Source organism: Streptomyces sp. NPDC043746 (genome assembly GCF_056436485.1).
On the sequence record NZ_JBWKCM010000002.1, the window covers coordinates 119,174 to 143,343 of the forward strand.

At 72.8% G+C, this 24,170-nt stretch carries 22 protein-coding genes; 13 read left to right on the forward strand and 9 right to left on the reverse strand.

Annotated elements, in window-relative coordinates:
• Window positions 1-63: 63 nt before the first annotated feature.
• The gene (locus AC0682_RS02625) at window positions 64-387 is read right to left on the reverse strand and encodes a hypothetical protein (protein WP_478530586.1); all 324 of its coding nucleotides are present in this window, start codon (window positions 385-387) and stop codon (window positions 64-66) included.
• 218 nt (window positions 388-605) lie between these two features.
• On the opposite strand from AC0682_RS02625, the gene AC0682_RS02630 reads away from it, so the two are divergent.
• The gene (locus tag AC0682_RS02630) at window positions 606-1,598 is read left to right on the forward strand and encodes a LuxR C-terminal-related transcriptional regulator (protein ID WP_478530587.1); all 993 of its coding nucleotides are present in this window, start codon (window positions 606-608) and stop codon (window positions 1,596-1,598) included.
• 90 nt (window positions 1,599-1,688) lie between these two features.
• On the opposite strand, the gene AC0682_RS02635 is transcribed toward AC0682_RS02630, so the two are convergent.
• Complete coding sequence (locus AC0682_RS02635; protein ID WP_478530588.1) at window positions 1,689-2,696, reverse strand: UDP-glucuronic acid decarboxylase family protein; 1,008 nt, start codon at window positions 2,694-2,696, stop codon at window positions 1,689-1,691.
• A 348-nt stretch (window positions 2,697-3,044) separates the two neighbouring features.
• Here AC0682_RS02635 and AC0682_RS02640 point away from each other — a divergent pair, with 348 nt between their 5' ends.
• The 8 genes from AC0682_RS02640 (at window position 3,045) to AC0682_RS02675 (ending at window position 12,104) form a co-directional block, all read left to right on the forward strand.
• Window positions 3,045-3,800 carry a HalD/BesD family halogenase gene (locus tag AC0682_RS02640; protein ID WP_254812340.1) on the forward strand — a complete coding sequence of 252 codons (756 nt, stop codon included), beginning with the start codon at window positions 3,045-3,047 and terminating at the stop codon, window positions 3,798-3,800.
• A 68-nt stretch (window positions 3,801-3,868) separates the two neighbouring features.
• The gene (locus tag AC0682_RS02645; protein WP_478530589.1) at window positions 3,869-4,870 is read left to right on the forward strand and encodes a glycosyltransferase family 2 protein; all 1,002 of its coding nucleotides are present in this window, start codon (window positions 3,869-3,871) and stop codon (window positions 4,868-4,870) included.
• The gene (locus tag AC0682_RS02650) at window positions 4,867-6,141 is read left to right on the forward strand and encodes an ATP-grasp domain-containing protein (protein ID WP_478530590.1); all 1,275 of its coding nucleotides are present in this window, start codon (window positions 4,867-4,869) and stop codon (window positions 6,139-6,141) included. The genes AC0682_RS02645 and AC0682_RS02650 overlap by 4 nt, the downstream gene beginning before the upstream one ends.
• Window positions 6,138-6,809, forward strand: a complete 672-nt coding sequence (locus AC0682_RS02655; RefSeq protein WP_478530591.1) for a hypothetical protein — start codon at window positions 6,138-6,140, stop codon at window positions 6,807-6,809. Before AC0682_RS02650 ends, AC0682_RS02655 begins: the two co-directional genes overlap by 4 nt.
• Window positions 6,810-6,839: 30 nt before the next feature.
• Complete coding sequence (locus AC0682_RS02660) at window positions 6,840-8,207, forward strand: phenylacetate--CoA ligase family protein (RefSeq protein ID WP_478530592.1); 1,368 nt, start codon at window positions 6,840-6,842, stop codon at window positions 8,205-8,207.
• Window positions 8,204-9,571 (forward strand): oligosaccharide flippase family protein, encoded by a 1,368-nt coding sequence (locus AC0682_RS02665; RefSeq protein ID WP_478530593.1) that lies wholly within the window; start codon window positions 8,204-8,206, stop codon window positions 9,569-9,571. Before AC0682_RS02660 ends, AC0682_RS02665 begins: the two co-directional genes overlap by 4 nt.
• Window positions 9,568-11,067: a cation:proton antiporter gene (locus tag AC0682_RS02670; RefSeq protein ID WP_478530594.1), complete on the forward strand. Its 1,500-nt coding sequence runs from the start codon at window positions 9,568-9,570 to the stop codon at window positions 11,065-11,067. The genes AC0682_RS02665 and AC0682_RS02670 overlap by 4 nt, the downstream gene beginning before the upstream one ends.
• Complete coding sequence (locus tag AC0682_RS02675) at window positions 11,064-12,104, forward strand: NAD-dependent epimerase/dehydratase family protein (RefSeq protein WP_478530595.1); 1,041 nt, start codon at window positions 11,064-11,066, stop codon at window positions 12,102-12,104. The genes AC0682_RS02670 and AC0682_RS02675 overlap by 4 nt, the downstream gene beginning before the upstream one ends.
• Before the next feature lie 59 nt (window positions 12,105-12,163).
• Here the strand turns inward: AC0682_RS02675 and AC0682_RS02680 are convergent, their stop codons facing one another.
• From AC0682_RS02680 to AC0682_RS02705, 6 genes are all read right to left on the reverse strand, one after another.
• A complete protein-coding gene (locus tag AC0682_RS02680; protein WP_478530596.1) occupies window positions 12,164-13,468 on the reverse strand; it encodes a phenylacetate--CoA ligase family protein in 1,305 nt (434 codons plus the stop codon).
• Window positions 13,465-14,190 carry a hypothetical protein gene (locus AC0682_RS02685; protein WP_478530597.1) on the reverse strand — a complete coding sequence of 242 codons (726 nt, stop codon included), beginning with the start codon at window positions 14,188-14,190 and terminating at the stop codon, window positions 13,465-13,467. Before AC0682_RS02685 ends, AC0682_RS02680 begins: the two co-directional genes overlap by 4 nt.
• Window positions 14,191-14,221: 31 nt before the next feature.
• A complete protein-coding gene (locus AC0682_RS02690) occupies window positions 14,222-14,584 on the reverse strand; it encodes a YybH family protein (RefSeq protein WP_478530598.1) in 363 nt (120 codons plus the stop codon).
• A gap of 90 nt (window positions 14,585-14,674) precedes the next feature.
• A complete protein-coding gene (locus AC0682_RS02695) occupies window positions 14,675-15,670 on the reverse strand; it encodes a hypothetical protein (RefSeq protein WP_478530599.1) in 996 nt (331 codons plus the stop codon).
• Complete coding sequence (locus AC0682_RS02700; protein ID WP_478530600.1) at window positions 15,660-17,291, reverse strand: nucleotidyl transferase family protein; 1,632 nt, start codon at window positions 17,289-17,291, stop codon at window positions 15,660-15,662. The genes AC0682_RS02695 and AC0682_RS02700 overlap by 11 nt, the downstream gene beginning before the upstream one ends.
• 108 nt (window positions 17,292-17,399) lie before the next feature.
• A complete protein-coding gene (locus tag AC0682_RS02705) occupies window positions 17,400-18,005 on the reverse strand; it encodes a response regulator transcription factor (protein WP_478530601.1) in 606 nt (201 codons plus the stop codon).
• A gap of 174 nt (window positions 18,006-18,179) precedes the next feature.
• Between AC0682_RS02705 and AC0682_RS02710 the strand changes: the two genes are divergently transcribed.
• Together AC0682_RS02710 and AC0682_RS02715 are read left to right on the forward strand one after the other, a co-directional pair.
• Window positions 18,180-18,938 carry a sensor histidine kinase gene (locus tag AC0682_RS02710; protein WP_478530602.1) on the forward strand — a complete coding sequence of 253 codons (759 nt, stop codon included), beginning with the start codon at window positions 18,180-18,182 and terminating at the stop codon, window positions 18,936-18,938.
• A 40-nt stretch (window positions 18,939-18,978) separates the two neighbouring features.
• The gene (locus tag AC0682_RS02715; protein ID WP_478530603.1) at window positions 18,979-20,130 is read left to right on the forward strand and encodes an AMP-binding protein; all 1,152 of its coding nucleotides are present in this window, start codon (window positions 18,979-18,981) and stop codon (window positions 20,128-20,130) included.
• Here the strand turns inward: AC0682_RS02715 and AC0682_RS02720 are convergent.
• Window positions 20,117-21,394 carry a M6 family metalloprotease domain-containing protein gene (locus AC0682_RS02720; protein ID WP_478530604.1) on the reverse strand — a complete coding sequence of 426 codons (1,278 nt, stop codon included), beginning with the start codon at window positions 21,392-21,394 and terminating at the stop codon, window positions 20,117-20,119. The genes AC0682_RS02715 and AC0682_RS02720 overlap by 14 nt on opposite strands.
• A gap of 288 nt (window positions 21,395-21,682) precedes the next feature.
• On the opposite strand from AC0682_RS02720, the gene AC0682_RS02725 reads away from it, so the two are divergent.
• Together AC0682_RS02725 and AC0682_RS02730 are read left to right on the forward strand one after the other, a co-directional pair.
• Window positions 21,683-22,348 carry a TetR/AcrR family transcriptional regulator gene (locus tag AC0682_RS02725; RefSeq protein ID WP_478530605.1) on the forward strand — a complete coding sequence of 222 codons (666 nt, stop codon included), beginning with the start codon at window positions 21,683-21,685 and terminating at the stop codon, window positions 22,346-22,348.
• Between the two features lie 132 nt (window positions 22,349-22,480).
• The gene (locus tag AC0682_RS02730; RefSeq protein WP_478530606.1) at window positions 22,481-24,049 is read left to right on the forward strand and encodes an MFS transporter; all 1,569 of its coding nucleotides are present in this window, start codon (window positions 22,481-22,483) and stop codon (window positions 24,047-24,049) included.
• Window positions 24,050-24,170 lie beyond the last annotated feature (121 nt).

The following is a 24,170-nucleotide window of genomic DNA, read 5'->3' on the forward strand; positions in this document are numbered from 1 at the left end:
GCCCAGGGTTTTCGGTTGACAGGGACCTGCAATGGCAGGACGAGGACACGTCCGCCGACCCCGTCAGCCCTCCAGTTCCAGCAGCTCCACCAGCAGGGTGAGGGGGATCGCCGAGAGCCTCCTGAGCCGCAGCCCCCGCGTCCTGCAGCGCTCCAGGAGCGCATCGGCCGCCCGTTCGGACTCGGTGAGCGTGAGGTGGGAGAGGAAGAGCACCGCGTCCAGGCAGAGCGCGGCCTCCCGCGGGGGTGACGGGTCGGATCGCCGGGAGGGCTGGACGTAGATGTGCTCCACCCCGTCCCCGGGGCGGGCCGCCCCGGAGAGCAGAGTCCGGACGTCGGCGGGGGACAGACGGGCGGCGGATTCCAGCCGGATGTCTACGAGGTACATGGCCCTCCCGCCCGGTGGGAGGGGAGGGGCGCGTCGGGCGGCGCTGCCGTCGTACGTCCCTGGCCTGCGCGGACACCCGCACGCGCCGCTGTGCCGCCGCAGCCGACGCTGTCCAGAATCGGCCATGGCGTATATTCTTCGGCCGCATCCGCGTCCGGGACCACGCGCGTGGAAGCACGGTGCGGTGCGACCCACCGCCACGCTGGGGGAGGGGAACCATGCTCGGTCGACTGGGGATCGGCCCGGACGAGGAAGCGGTCTACCGCGCCATGCTCAAGGACGGGCCGGGAGCCGTCGCCGGGCTCGCCGAGGCACTGGGGTGGCCCGAGGAGCGTGCGCGTTCCGCGCTGGACCGGCTGGCCGCGCTCTCCCTCGTACGGCCTTCGGCGGACGGCGGGCCGGGGCGTCCGGTCGACCCGGAGGTGGGACTGGCGTCGCTGCTCGCCAGCCAGGAGACCGAACTCCTGGAGAAGGAGAGGCAGATCAGGGCCAGCCGGATCGCCATGGCCGGGCTGCTCGCGGACATCCGCGCCGCCGGCCAGGGCGTCCGCGAGGTGCAGAAGCTGCGGTCCATGGACCAGATCCAGTCGAAGATCGAGCATCTGGCCGGGACCTGTTCGAGCGAGATCGCCGCGTTCGTCCCCGGCGGAGGCCAGAGCGAGGAGCACCTGGAGGCGGCCCGGCCGCTGGACACCTCGACCAGCGACCGGGGGGTGCGCCTCCGGTACATCTTCCTCGACAGCTGCCGCAACTCCTCCGCGACCAGGGAGTACGTGGCCTGGCTGGGGGAGCGCGGCGGGCTGGTGCGCACGGTGCCCCGGCTGCCGCTGCGCATGCTCATCTACGACCGCAGCCGGGCGATCGTGCCGATGGACGCCACCGCGGCGGACCAGGGGGCGTTGGTGCTCGACGGCACCGGGGCGCTGACCGGTCTGCTCGCCCTCTTCGAGCTGACCTGGCAGCAGGCGAAGCCGCTCGGCGAGAGCGCGGCGGAGGTGGCGGTCGGCCAGGGCGGCCCTCTGAGCGCGCCGGAGCGGGCCGTGCTCGATCTGCTCACGGAAGGGTTCACCGACGAGGCCGTCGCCCGCCAACTCGGCGTCTCCGTGCGGACCGTTCGGCGGGTGACCGCCGATCTGATGCAGAGGCTGGGGGCGCGCAGCCGCTTCGAGGCGGGTGTCCTCGCCGCAGGCAGGGGCTGGGTGAACGTGTGACCGCTGCCGGCCGCTCACGACCGCCGCCCCCCGACCTGCCACCCGCGCCCCCGATCCGGTTGCTCCTGCCCTCCAGAATGGCAGTGCCTTCTACATTTCCTCTGCACCGGCAAGCTGGAGATCCTCCAGGGCACTTCCCGGGCGCAGGTCCTCCGGAGCGGCCTGCGGGCGGGTGCGGAACCAGTCGATCGTGGCGGCCAGGCCGCGTGCCGTGGTGAACTCCGCCGCCCAGCCCAGCTCTTCGCGGGCCTTCGTGGTGTCGGGGCGGCGGATCGACGGGTCGTCCGTGGGGCGCGGTACGTGCACGATGCCGGAGGCGGAACCGGTCAGCTCCCGAATCCACTCGGCGAGCCGGAGGACCGATATCTCCTCCTGGTTCCCGAGGTTGACCGGACCCGCCAGCTCCGATTCCGTCATCCGTACGATGCCGTCGACCAGGTCGGGAACGTAGCAGAGCGAGCGCGTCTGGGAGCCGTCGCCGGCCACGGTGATCGGCTGCCCGGCCAGTGCCTGCCGGATGAAGGTGGGCACCGCGCGGCCGTCGTGGGCGCGCATCCGGGGCCCGTACGTGTTGAAGATCCTGACGATGCCGGTGTCGGTGCCGTACGTACGCCGGTAGGCCATCGTGATCGCCTCGGCGTACCGCTTGGCCTCGTCGTACACCGAGCGCGGCCCGACCGGGTTGACGTTGCCCCAGTAGCTCTCCGGCTGCGGGTGCACCAGCGGGTCGCCGTACGTCTCCGAGGTGGAGGCCAGGACGAACCGCGCGCCCTTCTCCCGGGCCAGGTCCAGCAGGTGCCGGGTGCCCTCGGAACCCACGCGCAGGGTTTCCAGGGGCAGTTCGTGGTAGTCGACCGGGGAGGCGGGCGAGGCGAGGTTGATCACGGCGTCGACCGGGCCCTCGACGGCCTGCGGGCCCGCCGAGACATCGGCCTCGACCAACCGGAACGCCTCGCCCATCAGGTGGGCCACGTTCTCGGGGGACCCCGTGACGAAGTTGTCGACGCAGAGGACCCGCCAGCCGTCCGCGAGCAGTCTTTCGCACAGATGTGAGCCCAGGAATCCCGCTCCGCCGGCCACCACCGCTGTTCTCGTCATCGTCCTTCTTCTCCCTGTCATCCGCACAGAATCCGTCATGCGCACGAGATGTACGCGGCGGAGTTCCATGAGACCCCCGCTTCTTTTGGGATTTGACCGCAAGGAAACGGCTTCCGCAAGCCTGTGTATGTCATGGCGCGGGGGGCGTGTGAGTTCCTCATGCGGGATGTGAGATGTTCACATCCGGCCGGCGGGTGGCTTCCTCATGCGTAATCGGTGAGCCCGGCACTACCGGGGCCGTATCGCTTTCGTGAGACTCAAGGGGTCAACAGCGGGGACGGACGCGGGGCGCAGTGGCGCCGCGTTTCCGGTAATTCCGCAGCGCCTGATTTCGAGGGGAAGTTCACCGTGTCGCAGAACAGCATCACCGCCGAGAACGTGGAAGAGCTGATCGCGAAGAACATCGCGGAGCGGTTCGCCGACGACCACGAGGTGCTCGGGCTCTCCCAGCACTTCCGCCGCGAGGGGTACGTCAAGCTCCCCGGCCTGGTGTCCCCGGAGGTCTTCGAGGCGGTCGCCGCCGAGACCCACCAGCTGATCGACACCCACCAGAAGCGCATCGACATCCGGCTCAGGGAGACCGGTGACTCCCCGCGCTACATGTCCACGGTCGGCCAGAAGGCCATCGCCTCGGACGGCTCGCTGATCCCGGCCGTCTACGAGTCCCCCGCGCTCAAGGGGTTCCTCTCCCGCCTGGCGAAGGAGGAGGTCATGAGCTGCCCGTGGGACGAGGAGAAGTACATCATCACCCGCCAGCACCAGAAGGGCGACACCCACGGCTGGCACTGGGGCGACTTCTCCTTCACCGTCATCTGGCTGATCGAGGCCCCGTCGCTGGAGTACGGCGGCATGCTCCAGTGCATCCCGCACACCGACTGGAACAAGGACGACCCGCGCGTCCAGGAGTACCTCCAGAAGCACCCCATCCGCAGCTACGGCCACGCCCGGGGCGAGCTCTACCTGCTGCGTTCGGACACCACGCTGCACCGCACGGTCCCGCTGAACGCCGACAGGACCCGCATCATCCTGAACACCTGCTGGGCCAGCCGCGCGGACCAGGAGAAGGCGGCCACGCACGAGACCATGAACGCGATGTTCGACTGACCCGGAATCGGAACCGAAAACGGAGCCGGAACCGGGCACGAGCAGAGGGACGACGGACGATGGCCAGGATGCCTGCCACGCTTTCCATCACCGCGATGGTGCCCTGTTTCAACGAGGAGGAATGCATAGAGCAGGCATACCTGCGCATCAAGGAGGAGGTGTATCCGTACGGGGACGCCGAAATCCTTTTCGTCGACGACGGAAGTACGGACGGCACCCTCGGAATCATCAAGAGGATCGCCGCCGCCGACCCCCGCGTCAGCTATATCTCGTTCGCCCGCAATTTCGGACTCGAATCGGCGTTCACGGCCGGATTCTCGTACGCGTCGAAGGAATGGACCGTACAGCTCGACGCCGATCTCCAGTCACCGCCCGCCGAGATCCACAAGCTCACCCGGCGGGCCGTGGAGGGGGACTACGACGCGGTGTTCGCGATCCGCACCGGCCGGCAGGACCCCTGGTACCGGCGACTGGGCACGGTCGGCCACCAGGCCATCGCCACCCGCATCCTCGGCATCGAACTCCCGGTCCACGCCTCGGTGTTCCGGGTGGTCCGCACGGCGGTGGCCCGCAAGGTCGCCGACTGCAAGGTCAGCACGCCCTACTTCCTCGCCACCCTGCCGCTGATCGGCGCGCGGTACACGACGGTGGAGACCGCGCACGCACCGCGCGCGGCCGGGCGGGCCAAGTGGTCGCTGGGAAAGCTGTTCCGGCACGCCGTCGACCTCTTCGTCGGCTTCTCCTACCGGCCGCTCACCCTCATCCACCTCTCCGCTCTGGGCGCGGCGGGCGCGGCCGTGGCCCTGGCGGCGGCCGGCAGCGGGCTCCAGCCGCTGGCGCTGGCCTCCGTCCTGCTGCACACCGCGCAACTGGGCGCCCTCGCCCTGCTCGCCCGCTACCTGGTGCGCATCATGCGCGGCAGTGCCGGGCTGCCGCGCTACCAGATCCGCGAGGCCAACGTGCCTGTACGGCCGGGGGACCACCTCTACGCCGACCCCCACGCGCATCGCAACGAGTCCACCGGCCGGGCCGCGCCCGCGCCGCTGCTCCAGACAGGGAACCTGCCATGACACAGCCTCACATCCTCGTACTGGGCGGCGGCGAGGACCAGCTGCCCGCCTACCACGCGGCACGCCGGCTCGGGTACGGAGTCGTCGGCGTCGACCAGCGCCCGCACGCGCTCGGCGCCTCGGCCGCCGACCTCTTCCTCTGCATGACCACCCGGGCCCCGGAGCGGATCGCCGCCATGATCGGCCATCTCGACATCGCCGCGGTGATCTCCCCGGCGAGCGACGCCGCCCAGGAGTCGGTGGCCGAGCTGAGCCGCCTGCTGGGGACCCCGCACCGCCCGGCCCCGGACGCGGTCCGGGCCTCGGTCGACAAGGGGTACTTCCACGAGGTGCTGGAGCGGCTCGGGCTGCCCACCTACGCCTACGTCCAGTCCGCGGACCCGGTGGAGCTGCGGCTCGCCGCCGCCGCGCTGCCCCTGCCCGTGATCGTGAAGCCGAGCGACTCCTCGGGCAGCAAGGGCGTCCAGGTCGTCGCCGACCAGGCCGCGCTGCCGGAGGCCGTCGCCGAGGCCCGTGAGTACTCCTTCTCCGGCGAGGTGATCGTCGAGGAGATGCTGCTCGGCCGCCACCTGTCCGCCGAGGCGTTCCTCCGCGACTCCAAGCTGGCGACCATCGCGGTCACCGAGCGCTCCACCACCGGAGCGCCCCACATGATCACCACCGGTCACACGGTCCCGGCCGAGCTGGCCCCGGTCACCGAGATCGCCCTGCGCTCCATGGTGATGGACATCTGCGGTGCGCTCGGCCACACGGACGGGCCGGTCAACTTCGACTTCGTGGTGGACCGCACCGAGGAGATCCGCTTCATCGAGATGGGCGCCCGGCTCGGCGGCAACGGCATGCCGCTGCTCGTCCGGCACGCGTACGGGATCGACACCTACGAGGCGGCGCTCCGTCTGGCGCTCGGGCTCCCCTTCGACATCCAGGCCCGTCACGACAAGAAGACGGCGCTTCAGATCCTGACCACCGACACCGACGGCATCCTGCGTGCCGTCGAGGGGGCCGACGAGGTCCGGGCCCTGCCCCAGACGGCCGAGCTGAGGATCTTCCCGGACCCCGGCAGCCGCGTGCGGCGCTACACCCAGGCGGGGCACAAGCTCGGGTACCTGCTGCTGGTCGCCGACACCTACGCCGATCTCCGCGAGGCCCAGGCCAGGGCCAAGTCCCTCCTCCGCTTCGAGGTGGAGCCCGACGCACCGACCGCCCCCGAACCGGCTGCGGCGCCCGCCGCCGCCTCCCTTCGCACCGACCTGCTTACGGAGAAGCGTTGACCACGCTCCGGCGCCATGCGCCCTTCCTGATCCTGGCCGGGCTCGCCCTCGCCTTCGCGTCCGTCGTGTGGTTCGTGATGCCGCACGACCGCGAGGTCAAGAGCCTCGGCATCATGCTCTTCAAGCTGGTGCCCTTCGTCCTCGCCACCGAGGCGCTCGCCCAGCTCGACCCCGAGTGGGCCCAGAAGCTCAGACTGCACCTCTTCGCGCCGCTGTGCTTCATGCTCTACTTCCTCTACTTCGTGCCGAAGATCTTCTTCCACGCGGAGAACCACCCCGAGCTCTACTACTACGTCCTGACGCTGACGCCCTTCCTGATCCTGACCTTCCTCTTCTGCTTCCGGATCGGCGGCGGCGCCGCACACCTGGTGCGCAGGCTCGGCTACGCGATGCTCCTGATCATGCTCTCGGGCCTGGAGGACCTCGCGTACCTCACGATCAACGAGCACACCGACCCGCAGTGGCAGACCATCCCCGAGGTGTGGACCTGGGCCTCCCACATGACGGTCCGGCTCGGCCACCCGGCCAGCAAGTACGAGGCGTTCGCCATGATCATCAGCCATGTCGTCCTCGCCCTGTTCGTGCTGCTCGCCCCGACCCGCTGGTTCGCCGCGCTCGGCCGCCTCGTCCCGGGCCGCCGCTCCGCGGTGTCCGGCACGACGGCCTGACGGCCCGGCCGCAGAAGGGGAGTCCACGAGATGTTCCTCCGAGAGGCCTGGTACGTGCCCGTCGCGTTCGCCCGGCAGTACGGGTCCCGGCGCGCCCTGCGCCGCCGCCAGCTCCGCCAGCTGAACCGGATGCTGGCCCACGCCGGGGCCCGGGTCCCGTACTACCGTGAGCGCCCCGACTACCGCACCGGCCCGCTGAGTTCCCTCGCCGAGGTGGCGAAGCTGCCGGTCGTCGACAAGGAGGTCCTGCGGGACCGGCCCCTCACGGAGCTTCTCGCGGACGGGGCGGAGCCGGGTGCCCTGCCCACCTTCCGCACCAGCGGGTCCACCGGGCGGCGGGTCACGGTCGTCCACGACCACCGCAGCCACGACTACCACCTGGCCTCCTGCGTACGCCGGTTCCTGGCGACCGGGCGCTACCGGCCCACCGACCGGCTCTCGCACATCCGGCCCTTCGCGCCGCCCTCGCGCGGCTACCAGAAGGCCGGGCTGTTCCGCCGCCACGTCCTGCTCACCGACCGGCCGATGGACGAGATCAAGGCCGAACTGCTCGCCGCCCGGCCGCAGGTCGTCATCGGCTACCCGGTCCATCTGCGGGCCCTGCTGAGGGCCCTGGACCCGGCCGAACTCGCCGCCCTGCGCACCACGCTGAAACTGGTGATGACCGAGTCCGAACTGCTCGTGCCGGAGCACCGGGCCCTGCTGGAGCGGGAGTTCGGCGCTCCCGTGCACGACGAGTACTCCGCCTTCGAGGTGCTCAACATCGCCTACGAGTGCCGGCACCAGCGGGCCCACCTCGCCGAGGACCGGCTGCTCGTGGAGATCCTCGGTCCGGACGGTCGCCCGCTGCCCGAGGGGGCGGAGGGGCGGGTGGTGGTGACCGCGTTCATGGAGCGCGCGATGCCGCTGATCCGCTACGACCTGGGGGACGTGGGCCGGATCGACACCCGGCCGTGCCCGTGCGGGCGCCGCTTCAGGACCCTGCGGCTGACGGCGGGCCGCGTCAACGACGCCGTCACCCTGCCCACCGGGCGCCAGTTGTACCCGGACACGTTCCTGCACCTGGCCGCGACCTTCCCCGGCATCGCGGAGTGCGGTGTGGTGCAGGACCGTACGGGCGCCGTGCGGCTCCACCTCGTACCGGACGGGGAACCCTCCGCCGGTGAGTGGGACGAGCTGACCGCGCGGGTCAGGGAACGCCTGCTCGCCGTGGCCGGCTGCGACTTCCCGCTGGAGGTGGCCAGGGCTTCGAGCGTCGAGATCACGGCGGGCGGCAAGGGCCGCTTCGTCACCTCCGAGGCGGTGGCTCCCGGGGGCGCCGACCCGGTGCCGGAAGCCGGCGCTCCCCGTACCTCCGACGCGGCGGCCTCCGGGCCCGGCCGCACCGCGCCCGCATGACGGCGGGGCCGCCCGGCGAGCAGCGGGGCCGACGCCCCACCCCCCGGTCGCTGGCCCCGCTGCTCGCCGGGCGCACCGCCTTCCGGCTGGCGCTGCTCGGGGCCAACGCGGCCCTGCTGGCGAGCTGGGGGGAGACGGGGTACGAACCGTACGCCGCCGCCATGGGCACCGCCCAGGTGCTCACCACCCTCACCGCCCTCGGCATCGAGAAGTCCGCTCTGAAGCTGGTGCCCAGGGCGACGCGCACCGGGCCCCAGCTCATCACCGTCCTGCTGCTCTGCGCCCTGCTGCTCACCGGGGCAGCCGTGGTCTGGCTGGGGTGTGCGGCGCTGCTCGCACGGTCCGGCGACGCGGTCGTGCTGGGCCTGCTCGCCGGTCTGTACGCCGCGCTCCTCGGGCTGAACACCGTGCTGGTCGGGCTCTGCCGGGCTCTGGACCGCAACCGTGCCGACGTCCTCAACTTCGCGGCGCTGTCACTGGTCATCGTCGTCGGGGCGGGGGGAGTGGCTCTGCTCGGCTGGGGGCCCGTGGCCTTCACCGGATGGATCCTGGTCGGTACGGCCCTCCTCGACCTGGCCCATCTGCCCGCCCTGTACCGGGCCACCGGCAGGCCGGTGCGCGGCGGGGTCGTCCGGCCCGTGGTGACCACCTCGGCCCTGATGGCCTGCGGTGACATCGCGGCGGCCGGGACGGTGAGCCTGCTCTTCCTGATGCTCGGCGCCTCCCGGCACCACGAGCAGACCGGCCACCTGTACCTGATGATCCTGGCCTCGTCCGTGCTGCTCAACGGCTTCGCCTATCTGCTGCGGCTCTTCCAGCCGCATGTGTCCCTGACCCTCCGGTCGGTGGACCCCGCCTCGCTGGACCGCCGGGTCGTACGGCGGCTGCTGCCCGTCGCGGCCGTGGGGACGGTGTGGAGCGCGGGGAGTCTGGGGCTGGCGTGGTGGGCCGAGCATTCCGCGCTCGTGCCGGCGCCGGTCGTGGTCCTGCTGCTGTACGTGCTGTGCGTCCCGCTCTTCTTCACCGTGGGCAGCCTCAACTACCTTCTGGAGAACGCGACTCCGCACACCCTGCGGGCCACCGCCCTGAGCGCGCTCGGCGGGCTGCTCGGCGCCGTCGCGCTGGGCCTGGTGCTCGTACCCGCGCTGGGCGCGCTGGGCGCGGTGGCCGCGCTCGCCTCGGGCGAGGTCGCCCACGCGGTGCTCGCCCGCCTCCTGCTCGGGAAGCCCCCCTCCGCCCGTCCCGTGCGCGGGGGCCGGCCTCTTCGCCGGCGTGCGGAGCCGTGTCCGCGCGACCCACGGACCCCCGCGAGTACACCCACCGCGCACCCCACCGTGCCGACCGACCTTGGAGTCCCACGATGACCCAGCCTCCGTCGCGTCCCGCGGCAACGCCCGCCTGGCGTGGCATCGTCTACCCCCTGCTGATCTCCGCCGCCGCCGTCGGCGTGCTCGCCGCCGCGCTCGCCTTCGGCCTCGGGGCGCCGGAACCGGGCGGCACGGGCGGTGCCGGAGCAGGGCCGCCCGCCGAGGGCCCGCACGTCGCCGGGACCGTGCTCCGCGTCGTCGTCGCCCTCGCCGCGGTGGCCGCCACCGCCACCGCGGGCGGACTGCTGGCCCGCAGGCTCGGCCAGCCGCCGGTCATCGGGGAGATCGCCACGGGGCTGCTGCTCGGGCCGTCGTTCCTGGCCGGGGTCTTCCCCGGTTCGACCGAGCTGTTCTACCCGGAAGCGGCGAAGCCCCTGCTCGGCGTCCTGGCCCAGGTCGGTCTGATCCTCTTCATGTTCGCCGTAGGCTCCGAGTTCGACACCTCCCAACTGCGCCGCAGCGGCAGGGTCGTGGGCGCGGTCAGCCAGGGCAGCATGATCATCCCCTTTGTGCTGGGTGTGCTCTCCGCCGCCCTGGTGTACCGCGAGTTCGCCGGGGGCGGGATCGGCTTCGTCCCCTTCGCGATCTTCCTCGGTACGGCGATGAGCATCACCGCCTTCCCCGTACTGGCCCGGATCGTCCAGGAGTCGGGCCTGTCCCGCCACCCGCTGGGCACCATGGCCATGACCTGCGCCGCCGCCTGCGATGTGATCGCCTGGTGCGCCCTGGCCACGGCCATGGCGGTGGCCACGGCGGGCAGCGTCTGGGGCGCGGGCGGCACGGTCCTGCTCGCCGCCGCGTTCGCCGCCGCCGTGCTGGTCGCCGGCCGCCCCCTGGTGCGTGCGGCCGACCGGTGGGCGGACCGGGCCCAGGTGTCGTCCGCCGTCCGGCTGCTCGCCCTGCTGCTGCTCGCCTTCTCACTGGCCTGGGTCACCGACCTGATGGGCGTCCACTCGATCTTCGGCGCGTTCCTGGCCGGGATGCTGGTCCCGCACCGTCCGGGCACGGCGCTCACCGCCGTACAGAGCCGGCTCGACTCGGTGAACCGCAGGCTGCTGCTCCCGCTGTTCTTCGTCTCCGTCGGCATGACGGTCGACCTCACCCAGGTGACCGGTCATGCGGGCCTGCTCCTGGCCGGGACCGTCGTGGTCGTCACCGCCGTCGTGGGCAAGCTCGCCGGGACCGCCGTCACCGCCCGCTCGGCGGGGCTGCCCTGGCGCCTGTCGCTCGGGCTCGGCGTGCTGCTCAACGCCCGCGGTGTGACCGAGATCGTGGTGCTCCGCGCCGGACTGGACGCCGGGATCATCAACCAGAACGCCTTCACCGTGCTCGTCGTCATGGCGGTGCTGACCACCGTCATGACCGGGCCCGCGCTGCACCTGCTGAAGCTGTCCCGCCCGTCCGGCGCCGTCCCGGCGGCCGACGGCACTACCCCCGCCCCCGCATCCACCTCCGTCACCCCCACCCAGGAAAAAGAAATGGAACCGGCATGAACCTCGTCCCTCCCGCACCCGTCTCCCTCGTCACCGGAGGCGCCGGCTTCATCGGATCGCACGTGGCCCGCGAACTCCTGGCCGCCGGTCACCGGGTCGTCGTCCTCGACGACCTCAGCGGCGGCGAGCGCGCCAACGTCCCCGAAGCCGCCGAGTTCCGGCACGGCAGCGTCTGCGACCCCGAGGTCGTCGACGCGGTCTTCGCCGCCCACCGCGTCGACTACGTCTTCCACCTCGCCGCGTACGCCGCCGAAGGGCTGAGCCACTTCATCAAGCGGTTCAACTACATGAACAACGTCGTCGGCAGCGTCAACCTCATCAACGCCGCCGTCAACGCGGGCACGGTCAAGTGCTTCGTCTTCACCTCCTCCATCGCGGTCTACGGCGCCAACCAGCTGCCGATGAGCGAGGACCTGGTGCCCGCGCCGGAAGACCCGTACGGCATCGCGAAGTTCTCCGTCGAGCAGGAACTCCGCGTCACCCACGAGATGTTCGGCATGCCCTACATCGTCTTCCGGCCGCACAACGTCTACGGCGAGTACCAGAACATCGGCGACCGCTACCGCAACGTCATCGGCATCTTCATGAACCAGGCCCTGCGCGGCGAGGCGTTCACGGTCTTCGGTGACGGCGAACAGACCCGCGCCTTCAGCTACATCAAGGACGTGGCACCCTCCATCGCCCGCTCCGTGGAGATCCCGGAGGCGTACAACGAGGTCTTCAACGTCGGCGGCGACCACGTCTACAGCGTCAACCGCATCGCCACGGCCGTCTGCGACGCCATGGGCGTGGAGCTGCGCGTCAACCACCTGCCCGAGCGCAACGAGGTCCGCGACGCCTACGCCACCCACGAGAAGGCCCGCAAGGTCCTGGGCACCGGCGACCGGCACGTGGGCCTGGAGGAGGGCATCGGCAGGATGGCCGCCTGGGTGAAGGAGGTCGGCCCGCAGGAGCCGTCGGTCTTCTCCGGCATCGAGGTGGTCCGGAACCTCCCGCCGTCCTGGCGGGCCGCGCTGGAGGAGCGCCGCGCGATCTGAGACGGCGGCGGAGGCCGAAAGGCGAGGGCCCGGCCGCACGGCCGGGCCCTCCCCGCCGCTCAGACCGTGGCCGCCGGCTCGACCTTCACGATCCTGATCTTGCCGTTGGACTCCGGCGCGATGGAACGCACCGCCTCGACCGCCACGTCGAAGCCGGGAACCGCCTCCCGCACCGCCGCCGCGATCCGCTCCGTCACCGAGGCCTCGGCCCCCGCGGCGAGGACCACCCGGACGGTGACCTGCGCCGGGCGCCGCTGCACCAGCTGCATCCGGGAGACCTCGGGGAAGTCCTGCACCGCGTAGGTGAGGAAGTCGGCGTAGAACTCCCGCCCGTCCGGGCCCCGGAAGCGGTCCTGGCTGCGCCCCTGCACCCGGAGCACCACCGGGGTGTGCCGCCCGCAGCCGCAGTCGGCGGGGCCGACGGCCACCCGGTCACCGAGCCGGTAGCGGATCAGCGGCATCGCCTCGCTGTGCAGCCGGGTCACCAGGATCTCGCCCTCCGCCTCGCGGCTCCCGTCGGCGGGCAGGACGGAACCGTCCTCCTGCTCCAGCTCCACCACGACGTCCGCGGCCCGCAGATGCAGGGAGCCGCGTCGGCAGGTGCGGGCGATCGTGAACACCTCGACGGACGCGTACACCTCGTGGCAGCGCGCCCCCAGATGGCCGAGGACCCGGGCCCGGGCGGTCGGCGTCAGCCGCTCACCGCCGAACAGCACCCGCCGCGCACCCCGGTACCGCACGCCCCGCCGCTCCAGCTCCTCCACCACGGAGGCGATCACGTGCGGGAAGCCGACCAGGAAGGTCGGCCGGGCCGCGAGGAAGGCCTCGACCTGTTCGTCCAGCGTCGCGCTGGTGTCGATGTGGAACGTGCGGAGCAGCCCGAACCGCTCCAGCGGGTGCCGCAGGAAGGGATTGACCCGGAAGTAGGCCATCCGGTCCCACGGACGCAGCCCCGTCGCCAGCATGTCGTACAGGTACGACGCCCGCAGATAGCCCAGATCCCGCTCGGAGTTGCGGATGGTGATCGGGATGCCGGACGAGCCGCTGGTGGTGCCCGCCTTGGTGTTCGCCGGGGTGAAGCCGGCCGCGAGCAGCTCCTCGGGGGCCCGCTCGTGGAACTCGGCGCGGTCCAGCACCGGCAGCGACGGCAGGTCCTCCGGCCCCCGGAAGGCGGCGGCGGTCTCCGGTGCGATCAGCTCCCGGTAGCGGGGTACGTCCGCCTGCGCGTGCCGGACCAGCCGCACGAGCAGGCGCCGACGCTCGGCGTCGAGGCGGTCCGGAGCGGCCCGCTCCAGCCGGTGGGTCCGTACGAGGTTGCGCAGGACCGGTACGAGCCGCATGACGGGCGATACGGCGGAGTTCACGGTGTTCTCCCCAGGGTCGGTACGCCGTGCCGGGGGCAGACGGCGGGAGCGAAGGACCCGGCGCCCTCCGGTCGGACGTGGACGAGCGTGGGACGGCGCCGTCGCAGCAGCGTCAGCACCGTCGCCCCGTCGAGCAGCCGGGCGTGGACCCGGGCGGTGGCCAGGTGCAGTTCCCCGCAGTCGGCGGGGACACCGCCGAGGTGGCCGAGCCATGGCTCGTACCAGAGCGAACCGGGTGCCGGGCCGGTGCGGGCGGCCAGCGCGAGGGGGAAGCGCTCCACGGTCTCGGCCCCGGTCGCCGTCGCCGGGCCCGTCAGCTGCCCGGCCTCACCCACCACGAGCGCGTTCCGCGCGGGCGTGGGGTGCGCGGTGGCGTCCCGCCCGGCCTCCGTGGCCGCCGAGGCCTCCACGGTCCGTGCCGTGCCCGCGAGGACCACCCGCCAGTCGGTGCCATGCGCGCGCACGGGGTCGCGCAGCGCCGGGGCGACCTCGTACACCTCGCGGCCGCCGGTCCGGTGGCCGGCCAGCCGCAGCGCCTCGCGCAGCTCCGCGATGTGCTCGGCGGCCGGGCGGCCGGGGTCGCGCCGGGGGAGCAGCGCCGAGCCGAGCGGCATCAGCAGATGCCGCCGCGCGTCGGCCTCGTCGCGGGTCAGCGGCGGCAGGGTGCCGGTCGCCGCGTACCGCTCCCGGTAGTGCGGGACCGTGGCGACGGCCCGGCGCACGGCGCGTGCGTAACGGTCTCGGCCGCGCATCTCAGAGGGAGGTGTTCTGGTCGTGGACGAGCAGCCAGTTCCCGTCGACGCGGGCGAAGACCAGGCTGAGGACGTGGCGCATCTCGTACGGCCTGCCGTCGCCGTCCAGGTCCCGGTACTCGACGCCGAACACCGCGACCGCGGTGTCCTGGTGCAGCACGGTGCGGGTTCTCGTTGTCGTCATCGTCCAGTCGGGGTCGTCGAACCACGTCCGGTGGAAGGCACGGATGGCGTCGGCGCCCGTCAGTGTCCTCCCGCCGGGGAGGACGACCGTCGCCTCGTCGTGGACGGTGGCCATGTAGGCCTCCAGGTCACGGGCGTCGATGGCCGCGAGGTGGTGGTCGAGTGCGGTGGTGAAGTCCATGGGTCTGCTTCCGGTCGTGGGGCGTGGGCGTGCGGTCGGCATCGGGGTCAGGGCGGGAGGGAGAGAGGGGAGGAGCGGAGAGAGCAGCGGTCAGAAGGGGACGGCCACCGCGTGGCGGGGGACCGCCGTGGCGCCGAACGACTCCTTCAGCTGCCGCATGCCGGGGCCCAGCTCCACGGCGGGCACGCCGGTGGCGATCAGCCGGTCGATCTCCCGCAGATACAGGTCGAGATAGAGGTCCCGGCCCCCGTCCGAGCCGGTCACCGTGGTGAGCCAGCCGCCCGGAGCGTCCAGGACCAGGTCGAAGGAGACCGGCCGGCCGGAGTTCTTGTCGCGGTGGGCGAAGTACGAGGCGCCGGGCGATCGGTTGAGCCGGTCGAAGTAGGCGGGCAGCAGCGGTACGACCCGGCCCGGGCGGCCGGTGTGCTTCATCCGGGTCAGCTGGTCCAGCCGGCTGGCGTGCACCGGGTCGATCACGGGCACCGCCGACTCCACGACCAGCTCCGGATCCGCGCCCACCCGCTGGTGCAGGGCCGACAGCCGGCGCCGCCGACCCCGGGGCAGGCCCGCGAAGTACGCGTCCATGCTCTCCCAGCGGTTGTGCAGTACGGCGTTGGGGGAGGTGGCCCGCCGCCACCTCAACGGGCCACCGAGGTAGGAGAGTTCGGAGGTGTCGGCGTCGAGGTGCACGATCCCCAGGCAGCGCGGGCCCAGTCGGCGGCGCACCTCCCGCTCGAAGGCGCGGGTGGCGGACCGGCGGCCGGCGGTGTCCAGGCCGGGGGCGTACAGCCGCCCCGGGCTGAAGCTGTTGGGCACATGGACCTGGAACCAGCCGGGCACGGCCGCCCGGCCCGGCGGCCGGAACCGCAGGGCCAGCGGCCGGACACCCAGTCGGCCGCAGAACGCAGCGACGGGTTCGCCCGCCTCCCGGACCATTCCGGCGAAGAGCGGCCGCGGGCTCCCCCAGGCGGCCACCTCCAGCAGGTCGGCCTCCCAGAGCACGCAGGCGCGGAGGTCGCGGACGAAGGCGTCCCAGCCCTCGGGCACCGGGCCGCCCCCGGCGGGGGTGAAGAGTTCAGCTCGCACGGCTCGCGGCCTCCTGAAGGGCGGGGTCGGACACGGCGGACGCCCGTACGCGCAAGGGGCGTTCACCACGGTCGCGGTAGGCCTCCAGCGCGTCGGCGAGCACGGCCGGGCCGAAGACGTCGGCGAGGGTGTCCAGGCGGGGACCGTGCGCCGTGCCGAACAGCGCGCCGTAGATCTCCCGGAAGTCGGCCCGGGTGCGCCCGGCCCGTGGTGCGCCCGGCCCCCTGTGCGCCCTCAGCTGTTCGATGAACAGGCCGACCGCGCCCCCGGAGGGCGGATCCTCGGCCGCCGCCCAGTAGCGGTCCCGGCCGTGTGCCGTGAGCCAGGAGCGCGCATGGCGGATCCGCTCCTCCAGCAGGGCCGGGTCCGCGCCGGGGTGACGGGCTGTGAGGTGGCGCCGCGCGGCCTCGGGGGCGCAGCCGTGCCCGTACAGCGCCCCCAGGACCGTACGCATCGGAGGCAGCGTTCCGTATCCGTCGGGCCGTTCGTCGGTCAGCAGCTCCCACAGGACACGGGCCCGCCCGTCCCCGGACGCCGACCGCGCGGACCGGGCGAAGCGGTCGAACTCGTCACAGGCGCCCAGGAACGCGGCCGGGCCGAAGCCGAGCCGCAGATCGGCGAGGCAGTCGCGGCGGGCGTACAGCCACAGCACCAGCGGGGCCGGGTGCACGGCGAGCAGATCGCGTACGTAGGGGCCACCGCCGCGCGAGCCGGAGATCTTGCCGCTGCCCCGCTCGGCGCGGACCAGCCCGTAGGGGACGACGACCGGCTGCGGTGAGCCGAGATAGCTGTCGAACACCGGCCGGGTCCGGTCCATGGTGCTGCCCGCGCTGCAGTGGTCCTGGCCCGCCGGTTCGCAGTCGATGCCCTCGTGGGCGACGCGCAGGGTCCAGTCCAGGGCCCATGAGGGCTTGATGTCCGCGGGGTCGCGGGCGGTCAGCTCGGCCCCGCACGACAGGCACCGGTAGCGCGCGGCGTGCCGGTCCAGGAGGTGGATCTCGGTGCTGTTGCGGCCGCACTGCAGGCAGTAGACGGCGAAGAGGTCCCGCCCGTCGTCCTTGCCGAGCAGAGCCGCGAGCCGCCGCGCGTCGCGCTGGTAGCGGCGCTGGATCCGGCGGTACTCCCCGCTCCGGTAGCGCTCGTACTGGTAGTGGGTCTGCCAGGTGCTGCCGCCGCCCGGCGGTGTCCGCCCGTCCTCGTCGGCCTCCGCGGGCAGGATGCCCACCGCCCGCAGCTCGGCGAGGTAGGTGCGGCAGATGCGGGCGGCGCGCTCCCGGTGCGCCCCGAGGGGCCGCCCCCCGTGGCCCGCCAGCTCCGGCTCCCGGGCGGCCTGGCCCGCGCGCACCGGGTCGTAGTCGTCGAAGCTGAGCAGGATCGCGGAGCGGCGGCCCATCCGGTGCAGAGCCCGGTGGACCAGGTGGGCGCAGACGGTGTCCCGGAAGTTCCCCACGTGGAAGAAGCCGCTCGGGGACATGCTGGTCTGGATCAGGATGCGGTGGTGGGGCGGATGGCGTTCGGCGAGCCGGTGCGCGTGGTCCAGGGCCCAGTGCGGCGCGGTGCGGTCCTGGGCGTGCGGCGCGTGCGGCGGCGGCCCGCCGGAGGGTGCCTCCTGCGGCTTCACCGGGCCCTGCTTCCGCGCACGTGGTCTCCTTGGCATGGCGGGAGTACAGCGCGCGTTCCGATAAAGGCCCTATACGCCGGGGAGGAGCACGGCCCGTCGCGGCCGGCGTCACAGCCAGCCGTTCTCCTTCGCCGTGCGCAGGGCGTCGATGCGGTTGCGGGCGCCGAGCTTGTTCACGATCGTCGTGAGGTAGTTGCGGACCGTCCCCACGGACAGGTTCGTGGTGGTGGCGATCTGCCCCGTCTCCGCCCCCGCCGCGACGAGTCCCAGCACCTCCACCTCCCGCCGGGTCAGCGGGTTGTCCCCGATCTCCCAGGCGGACATGGCCAGTTCGGGGTCGATGACCCGGCGGCCCGCCCCCACCCGGCGTACGCCGTCGACGAGTTCGTCCGGCGACGCGTGCTTCGGCAGGAAGCCGCTCACCTGCGCGTCCAGCGCCCGCCACAGCTGGCCGGGCAGGGCGACGCCGGTGAGGATCATCGTCCGGCAGCCGGGCACCTGGTCCCGCAGCAGACCGGCGGCGGTGATGCCGTCCATCCCGGGCATGTCGATGTCGAGCACCGCCGTGTCCGCCTCCGTCCGGATCACCGCCGGCACGACGTCGCTGCCGCTGGCGACCTGGGCGACCACCTCCATGTCCTGCTCCATCTCCAGCAGCGCGGCCAGCGCCACCCGGACCATGTGCATGTCCTCGGCCAGCACGATTCTCTGCATGGGTACCCCCCGTTGTCCGTCCAGGCCCTCCCGGCGAGGGGGCCGTTGCGACTCCGGCGCCCTGTGTACCACCGGCGGGGGCGCGGGCGGAGGGGCTCGTATAGCCGAGTGATAGCCGGGCCGGTGAAGCTCACCCACCACCACTGGAGGCAGACTCTCCCGGAAGGGGACGACATGGCGCAGGCCCTGCACGTACCGTCCGCGCGGGCGGCGGAAGACGTCGGTACGGCCGCGGCCGACGCCGTCCAGCGGCGCATCGCCGTACGGGAACGGGTGCGCTTCGCCCGCGACCTGCACGATCTCCTCGGGCCGCGGCTGCTGGCCATCACCCTCCAGTGCGAGCTGGCCCTGCGCCTGATGGACCGTACGCCGGAGTCGGCCCGGATCCGGTTGGCCGAGGCGCTCTCGGGGATGCGGGAGATCCAGCAGGAGGCCCGGCGGGTGGCGCACGGCTACCACTGCCTCTCCCTCGACACGGAGATCGAGTCCGTCCGGAGCCTGCTGGAGGCGGCCGGTGTCCGCACCGAGGCGGAACCGGGACCGGCGGACGTCGCGCTGCCCCCGCTCCTCCAGACGGTCCTGGCGACGACTGTGCGGGAGGCGTCCGCCAACGTGCTGCGGCACAGCCGTGCCCGAAGGTGCCGGATAGCGGTGGAGGCGCAGCCGGGGGAGGTGGTGCTGACCGTGTCGAACGACGGGGTGTGCGGGGCGGGAGGACCGAAACCGCCCGCCGAGGCCGAGGCGGGCGGCAAGGGCGGTGCCGGGGTGCCGGGAGTGGGGCCGGGCCTGGGCCTGCGCAGCCTTGCCGAGCGGATCGCCGTCGTCGGCGGTGTGCTGGCCCACGGCCCGTATCCTTGCGGGCACTACACGCTGACGGCCCGCTTCCCGCTCCCGGGCCCCGCGCCGGACGGTCGGCCGGCGCCGCCCGTGTAGCCTCCGCTCCGCCGAGTCAGCGTGAGAAAGGCCCTCGCCCGTGTCGCACACCGAGCCGCCCCCGCCCTCGACCGGCCGGTACGACCGGGAAGGGATCGTCGCCCGCCTCACCGCCCCCGGGGCGCCCTTCGCCGTCGTGCGGGGGGAGCGGGGAACGCCGGAGTATGCCGACGGGCCCCGTACGTTGCGGGAGTTCGTGGAGCCGGCGTGGGCCCACGGGGACTTTGTCTTTCTCGTCGACGGTGAACGGCGTTGCTCGTACGGGGAGTTCTTCGCCGCTGCCTCCGCGTTGGGCGTCCGGTTGAGCGAACGGTACGGGCTGCGCCCCGGCGACCGGGCCGTCATCGACGTGCGGAGCCTCGTGGAGTGGCAGATCGCCTTCTGGGGAGCCCAGTTGGCGGGGCTCGTCGCCGTACCTCTCGATGGCCGGTGGGACGGGGACGCGCTCGGGGCCGTACTCGACGACTGCGCGCCCGGGGTGCTGCTCGTCGACGGGGAGCGGCTGGAGCGGGTGAGGGCGTGGGCGGCTCGGCGGGGCGGGGTGCGTGTGGTGCTGTTCCGGGAGGGCCGGGCGGACGGGCGGCTTCCGGGCGGGGTGGACGTCGAGCGGTACGCGGACTTTCCCGCGCCCGATCCGTGGGCCGCGCCCCCGGAGGTCGAGGCCCGGCCCGAGGACGACTCCGTGATCCTCTACGGGGGTGGCGCCAAGGGGGCCGTGACCACGCATCTCGCCCAGGCGGGGGCCGCGCTCGACGCCCGCTACCGGGCTGCCGCCGCCGCGCTGGCGCGGGGGGCCGTTCCGGGGCTGGGACCCGTTCCGCAGACCCCGGTGGCGTTTCCGTTCTCCCACCCCGTCGCCCTTGCCGCCGTCTACGGGGCGATGGCTGCGGGGGGCTCCGTCGTGTCGGCGGAGGCGGAGGGCGGGGAGGGGCTTCCGTACGGGCTGGAGCCCACCCCGGTGACCGAATACCGGGTCACCGGACCCCTTGGCGAGCCGCTCCCCGACGGCGGGCGGGGCGATCTGTGGCTGCGGGGGCAGTCGGCCCCGCACCGCTACTGGCGGGACCGGGCCGCCACCGCCGAGGCGTTCGACGACGGGTGGTTCCGCACGGGCGACCTCGCCGTGCGGCAGGGGGACGGGGCCACCGTCGTCGGGCGGGGCAGGGGGGCCGGGGCGGTCACGGGCGGGTGATGCGGACGCGGTAGTTGCCGTTCCCGTCCGTGTCCAGCACGGATATCCGTACGCCGTTGGCCCGGTCCGTGAACGTCTGGCCGGGGCGGAAGGGGGCGTCCGAGAGTTCCGCGTGGACGTTGGGGCGGCGGGTGCAGCCGCCGCTGTCCTCGGTGGCGTCAGCCACGGAGACCGGGCCCTGGCCGGTGTCCACGTCCGAGCTGACCTTGTAGATCAGCACTCCGGGGCGGCAGACCGCCTCGTCGTTGCCCGCTTCCGTACGGACCTCCACGGCGTAACCGGACTGGGCGCTCAGCGGGACGAAGGCGAGCTTCGTGCCGCCGGCCGTGGCCAGCGGGCCCAGGGTGTGCTCGCTGACGCCGGGCTGGGAGGCGCAGCTGATCTGCTCGTTGTCCAGCCAGCCGAGCTTCCACTTGTGCCAGCCCAGGAAGTCGTTGTTGGCCCCCCAGTCCTCGGACATGATGTCCCAGTGCCCGACGGAGCCCCCGCCCTCCACGGTGTAGAGGTCGGGCAGGCCGAAGACATGGCCGTTCTCGTGCGGCAGGACGCGGTAGCCCGTCTGCGCGTACGACCCCGAGCCGTCGTCCTGGCGGCTGTAGACGAAGGACGTGTTGGCCAGCGGCACGCCGTCCGCCTGCGGGGCGTCCCCGTTGCCGGAGAAGGTCACCGAGAGCACGGTGTCCAGGGCGGAGGGGCCCGCGTTCGGGGTGACCAGCACGTTGACCAGGTCGTACGTGGAGAAGTCCACCTTCGGGTCCGCCGCCGCGACGATGTCCTCGACCAGCTGCCGGTAGCCCGGTTCGAACGGGGAGCCGCGCTCTATCCCGTACTCCGCGAAGGGCAGCGGCATCCGCAGCCACTCCTTGACGGGGGCCTCGGGGCGGTAGTCGAGGCGGCCGTAGGAGCTGGTGGTGAACCAGTCGGAGGTCTGCGGGAAGAACTCCGCCAGCCGGTCCTCCGCCGGTTCCGTCGCCTCCGCGTCCGGGAAGTCGATCATCAGGTTCAGTGCCCTGACCTCGCCGGTGGAGCGGGCGTATCCGGGCGGGGTCGGCATGCCCAGCGACATCTGCACGCCCATGGCGGCGGCGATCCGGCAGGGCGCGACCGCGGGGTCCTCGGCGGTCGCCACCGGGCCCGCCGTGGCCCGGCCGGTCCCGGGGAGGGTGGTGCTCGCCGAGGCCATGGCCGCTATGACCAGGGCGGTCGCCCCGGCCAGGGCGACGGGGCGACGGTGACTGCGTATCCGGTGGCGGGGCTGCTGCATAGAGGCGCCTTCGGGGTCCGCGGCAGCCGGCCGACCCTGACTGCGCTCTGGCGATCAGCCTGTGCCCGGCGCCCCCGGGGCGCTCGCTGGGTGCGCCGATCGGTGGGTTTCCACCCCGAGGTGATGTGGCTCAGGTCACATCATGAGGGGGAAATAAGCGGGGAGCCCTTCCCCGTTTGCATCGGTGTCCCCCTGAAGCGGGGAGATGATCCCCGGTTACGGGTGGGGGTCGTCCAGCTACGCATCGTCCAGCCGCAGAGGCCGGAGGGAGAGGGGAGGGCCGCAGTCGTGGAGACCGTCGCCGACACCACCGCACAGGCGGCTGCCCCGCGCCGCACGTCCAGGCCGCGGGCCGACGCGCTGCGCAACCGCGAGCGGATCATCGCGGCCGCACGCGAGCTGTTCGTCGAGTTCGGGCCGGACGTGCCGCTCGACGACGTCGCGCGCCGTGCGGGCGTCGGCAACGCCACGCTCTACCGGAACTTCCCCGACCGGGCCGCCCTGACCCACGAGGTCGTGCTCGCGGTCACCTCCCGGACCACCCGGAGGGCCGCGGAGGCCGTCGCCGCGGAGGCCGACCCGTTCGCCGCGCTCAGCCGCTTCGTGCACGCGGCCGCCGACGAACGGATCGGCGCTCTGTGCCCGATGCTCTCCGGCGTCTTCGACCGTGACCACCCCGATCTGCTCGCCGAGCGCGACCGTCTCGAAGAGGCCGTCGAAGGGCTCGTGTCGCGCGCCCAGTCCGCGGGGCGGCTGCGCACCGACATCGCCGTCGGTGACGTGCTCGTCGCCCTCTCCCAGCTCACCCGGCCGCTGCCCGGCATCGCCTGCCTGGACATCGACCGCTTCACCCACCGCCATCTCCAGCTGTTCCTGGACGGGCTGGAGGCTCCGGCCCGCTCGGTGCTGCCCGGATCGGCGGCGACCCTGGAGAACCTGAGGCGCCGCGACTGACGCCCGCTCCGGTTCCGCACCCCGCACCTCGTAGGCCGTTTCCGCAGGCCGTAGTCCTCACGTCCGTTCACGTACGCACTCGTCGCTCACGCCGTTCCCGGCGCTCACGTCAGTCCCTAGGTGGCCACTCCCATGTCGAAAACCGCCGACACCCCGCTGTCCAAGGCAGCCGGACCCTCGATTCCCGATCCCAGCCGCTGGAAGGCGCTGGCCTTCATAGCGCTCGCCCAGCTGATGGTCGTGCTCGACGCGACCATCGTGAACATCGCCCTGCCCTCCGCCCAGACCGACCTCGGCATCTCCGAGGGCAACAAGCAGTGGGTCATCACCGCCTACGCCCTCGCCTTCGGCGGTCTGCTGCTCTTCGGCGGCCGGATCGCCGACCTGTGGGGGCGCAAGCGCACCTTCGTCGTCGGGCTGATCGGCTTCGCCCTGGCCTCCGCGCTCGGCGGGGCCGCCCAGAACGAGGCGATGATGTTCGGCTCCCGGGCCCTCCAGGGCGTCTTCGGCGCCCTGCTCGCCCCGGCCGCCCTCTCCCTGCTCGCCGTGATGTTCACCGACGCCAAGGAGCGCGCCAAGGCGTTCGGCATCTACGGGGCCATCGCCGGTGGCGGTGGCGCGGTCGGGCTGATCCTCGGCGGCTTCCTCACCGAGTACCTGAACTGGCGCTGGACGTTCTTCGTCAACATCCCGTTCGCCGTGATCGCCGCCGCGGGCGCGTACTTCGTCATCCGTGAGCCGTCCGGAGCCCGCAACCGCTCGCCGCTCGACATCCCCGGCGTCGTCCTCTCCACCCTCGGCCTGGTCGCCCTGGTCTACGGCTTCACCCGCGCCGAGTCGGCCGGCTGGTCGGACGGGCTGACCGTCGGCATGTTCATCGCCGCCGTCGTCCTGCTGCTGGCCTTCGTCGTGACCGAGTCGCGCGTACGGTCGCCGCTGCTGCCGCTGCGCGTCCTGACCGAGCGCAACCGGGGCGGGGTCTACCTCTCGCTGGGACTCGCGATCATCGCGATGTTCGGGCTGTTCCTGTTCCTGACGTACTACCTCCAGATCGTGAAGGGATACTCCCCGGTCCGTACCGGCTTCGCCTTCCTCCCGATGATCGCGGGCATGATCACCGGCTCCACCCAGATCGGCACCCGGCTGATGACCCGCATCCCGCCGCGGCTGCTGATGGCCCCCGGCTTCCTGGTCGCCGCCGTCGGCATGCTGCTCCTGACCCGGCTGGACCTGAACACCAGCTACGCGGCCGTCATCCTGCCCGGCATGCTGCTGCTCGGCCTCGGCATGGGTACGGCGTTCATGCCGGCCATGTCCCTGGCCACGCACGGCATCGAGCCGCGTGACGCGGGGGTGGCCTCCGCGATGGTCAACACCTCGCAGCAGGTCGGCGGCGCCATCGGCACCGCCCTGCTCAACACCATCGCGGCGGGCGCGACCACCGCGTACATCGCCGACCACGCGGCCCGCGCCACGGACCCGAAGCTCCTGGAGCTCCAGGCCATGGTCAACGGCTTCGCCAGCGCCATCTGGTGGGCGGTCGGCATCCTCGTCGCCGCCGCCGCCGTCGCCGCCGTGCTGATCAACACCGGCCGCCCGGGGACGGGCGCGGGCGGCGGCGCGGGGGGCGAATCCGGTGCTTCCGGTGGGAGCGCCGAGGGCTCCGAGGACGAGTTCCGGATTCCGGTCGTCGCCCACTGAGACCCTGACGCTCCGGCCTTCCGGGCCGGGCCCTGAGACCTGCCCTGGGGGGGGGGGGGGGGGGGGAGGGGGGGGGGGGGGGGGTTTGGGTTTTTCTGTTGGGGGAAGGGAGGGGGAAGCC